Origin of the sequence: Bacillus sp. V3B, assembly GCF_024494465.1 — a bacterium.
In the GTDB taxonomy this organism is placed as follows: Bacteria; Bacillota; Bacilli; order Bacillales; family Cytobacillaceae; genus Bacillus_BD.
On the sequence record NZ_JAETXM010000095.1, the window covers coordinates 1 to 433 of the forward strand.

Below are 433 nucleotides of genomic sequence, written 5' to 3' on the forward strand. Positions count from 1 at the left end.
TGGTGAAGTAGGAGCAGGAATTCAGCTGGCAGCGAATGCCACAAATGTATTACAGCGTTTAGGTGTAATGGAAAAGATTAACGAGATCGCCGTTTTTCCAAAAAGACTGGTGTTAATGGATGCTTTTAGCGGTGAAGAGTTATCTGCTTTAGACCTTGGGGATGTCTATAAAGAGAGATACGGTGCACCTTATATTGTATTACATCGTTCTGATCTTCATCATATCCTTGTAGAGGCTTGTGAAGAAAACCCTTATATTGAGCTGGTTACCAACCAATCGATCGTAGAAACCGTAGAAAGCGAAGGCACTGTTACGGTAACAGCTGCGAATGGAGATCAACACACTGGAAAAGCTGTCGTTGGGGCAGATGGAATTTGGTCTAATATCCGTAAGCTGTTCTCTGATGATGAAGCTATATGTTCTCAATATGTA

The 433-nt window shown here is 41.8% G+C and carries 1 protein-coding gene; it reads left to right on the forward strand.

Annotation, left to right across the window (positions count from 1 at the left end):
• Positions 1-433: FAD-dependent monooxygenase (locus tag JMM81_RS22750; protein WP_483862182.1), on the forward strand; the 433-nt coding region annotated here is incomplete at both ends.